Below are 3,258 nucleotides of genomic sequence, written 5' to 3'. Positions count from 1 at the left end.
ATGAGCATTATACATACGATGACAATGGCAACCCAACACTGGTGGAGAACGGCAGCCTGAACAGCGAGCGGAGAATGTATTGGGACGAGGACAACCGCCTGATGGTATTGTCGGACAACGGTAAGACCAGCCGATACACCTACAATGCCGCCGGCGAGCGTATCGTCAAGAGCCACGGCGACCTCGAAGGCGTATACGTAAATGGTGCACCGCAGGGAATCACGTTCCACGAAACGGAGGATTACACCATTTATCCTGCCCCAATTATCACCGTAACGAAGAACCGCTTTACCAAGCATTACTTCATCGGTGACAAGCGAATTGCCTCCAAACTGGGAACAGGCAAGTTCAGCAATGTTTACGGCGTCAGCAGCAACAACGTTACGGCAGGCCAGAAAGACTATGCCGCCCGCATGCTGCAGATAGAGAAACAACGCGAGGAGTATTACAAGTCCTTAGGCACACCGCCCGGTGTTCCTACGATGAAGGGTGCAACGGCCGATCCCGACAACACCGGTTATGGCTACAACACCATCATCGGGGAGCTGGGCGACCGCTCTGTGCCCGAAGGTTGGGTGCAACGACCGAAGTTCAACGCAAAAGGAGATGTTCCCGGCCCACCCATTCAATGGAACAAGCCCGAAGACCCTGACAATGCGCAGCCGGGTTATGGCTATGTCCCAACGGACACCACCAACACCGAGGAAATCTTCTTCTATCATAGTGACCACCTCGGCAGCACCTCTTACATCACCGACGCCAAGGCCAACATCACCCAGTTCGATGCTTACTTGCCCTACGGCGAGTTGCTTGTGGATGAACACAGCAGTAGCGAGGAAATGCCGTATAAGTTCAATGGTAAGGAGTTTGACCAAGAGACGGGTCTGTACTACTATGGGGCAAGGTATATGAACCCTGTTACGAGTCTGTGGTATGGGGTGGATCCGATGATGGAGAAGTATCCGAATATAAGTTCATACTTGTATTGCTACGCAAATCCTAGTAAATTAATTGATCCCGACGGGAAAGATCCTATTTTATGGTTTCTTTTATATAAAGGTACAGCCGTCATAATGGAGAAAATGGTTCCTGTTAATAAAGTTAGACAAGCTGGTTATGCAATGCAGCATCCTATAATAGCATTAAGAGTGGGGGCGTATAAGGAGAGAGGTACGAATATTTCGTCGATCGCTTCCAATTTTCAAATTAATATAGCGCGAGCAGCAAATCTTTCATCAGGTAAGGAAGGAGATTTAGGTAATGCTTTTAGGCATACTCTTTGGCAAAGTATTATCACGAATAAATTTGGCGAGCGGAACGCTATGAGAATAGGAAATTCTCATGAAGATAATCCATACGTGGATATTACTCAAAGACATTTCAAGTCTATGAAAGCGGCTGATACTGTTATAGATTTGCTAAACAATATTATAGGTAGAAGAATAGGGAAGGAGAATAAAGGAGCCGACAATAAAACGTTGGCTTTAAAGGTGATAGAAGAGTTTTATAAGAAAGGGTTGTGGGTAGGTATCACTAAAGACGATGGTAGTGTTTCTATACAAAAAGAAACTATCACGAAAAAACAATACGATGCAGCCGTAAAAAACATAAGTAAAAAATAATAACAGTTTAAATGAATAAGTTAATATCAATATTTGTCTTTACAATAGGAGTCGCTCTTGTTTGCAGTTGTACAGATCACTTCCCTGAAAAAGTAGAACGGTATATTTCTAAACATAATATATTGAATGACCAAGGGAAAGGCGAATTGGATTTACGTGAAGTGCTAGATATAGACTATGACACGATGTATGTCTTTTATTCACTTACTCCACATAAATGGAATTCAAAATATAATCGGAATAAAAACATATGGGGATGCAGAAGATCCTTATACGGCTCTTATTGGGTCGGATTCTGAAATGTGTAGAATTATTTTCATAAAGAACAAGAGGGTTGTATACGAGGATTATTATTATTATTATGAATACAAGTTAAATTTAGAATTCGAAACCTTTCGTAGAATTAGCGGATATGGTATTTTTGATGGTAGTCCTATTACCGTATATGGCTATATATGTACAAAACACCATTTTACAGTAAGTAGAGTATCAGATGATGAATATACAATGAGATAGAGTGTTTCTGAAGTTCAGACAAGGCATGGGAGGATGTGCCATGATGGCACTAAATTGTCTATAAATGGTACGTATAGCAGCCACGGGCGACCCGCAGGCAACTACCGAATACGACGAGGCTGTCTTGACTTTTAATGTTTCTACAAATTGAGAGGAGTTTGTTGTCCTTGTGATGCCAACACAAGATAAAAACTCCTCTCATATACGAAGTGCAGGGTAAAACAGCTCGCTGGCTGATAAACCCATGAAAGCCCAACTGCTCACGAATACATCAACTCACAGACTTACCAACCCACCAACTCATAAACTCATCAACTTACAAATTCATCAACTCATCAACTCGAAACCTTAAATTGTTTCTTTTATTTTACGATGCCGCTCTAATTTTCACTCCGATCTAGCGAAAATTGGGGTTAAAAAGTAGGTAAATGGCTCCTATTTCTAGCTTTTCACGTCTTTTGTTTTGTCCGCTTTTAAGAACAATGCCTGCATTTTGTACCATTTTACCTTTCTAGTTTGGTCGCCACCTTATAATTTTTTACGCCCAATTACCCGCTTTTTACCTCTAAAAACCCACTTTTTAACCACTATTTTGCCCTTTTCAATCATGTGTTTCATGGTTCTAAAAGGTTTTATTTATACCATTTAAACGGATATTTATGCTTTTCGCCTCGCATTTAGCAGCATTTAGCACTGCAATTAGCATCATTTTACCTTGCGTTTTGCACCAAAACGCACTGCATTTAGCACCAAAACGCATTGCGTTTAGCGGCATATTGCACTGCGTTTAACACCAAAACGCATTGCATTTTGCTGCAAATGGCCTAAAAACGGGTGTTCATGGCGGTCAGTTTAAATAAAAATTCATTTTGCCTGCATGCACAACTAACCCCTTTTTGCATCAAAGCAAACCTCCGCGAGAATCGATTTTTTGCGGCAGGGTGGACGTTTGGTGGACAGAAAGGGCACTTTTTGTGTTAAATTTCTTACTGAAAACTAGACAAAGCCGATTGTGCCGCATGCGCGTCTTTGTGCAAAGGCACGGAAAAACACGTGCGCTTGCTACCGCCAGCGCGAGCGGTTGTAGGGCATGCAGCCCACGGCCAACTGGGACTGCATC

General features: G+C 42.5%; 1 protein-coding gene. It reads left to right on the top strand.

The window, feature by feature from the left end:
- The coding region (locus tag BN93_RS18510; protein ID WP_232211120.1) for an RHS repeat domain-containing protein at positions 1–1,622 on the top strand (1,622 nt) is incomplete at its 5' end.
- Positions 1,623–3,258: the final 1,636 nt, after the last annotated feature.

The organism is Prevotella conceptionensis 9403948, assembly GCF_000312305.1.
GTDB lineage: Bacteria > Bacteroidota > Bacteroidia > Bacteroidales > Bacteroidaceae > Prevotella > Prevotella conceptionensis.
Note: the sequence above shows the minus strand (reverse complement) of the source record. Positions and strands in the feature narration are given on the sequence as shown.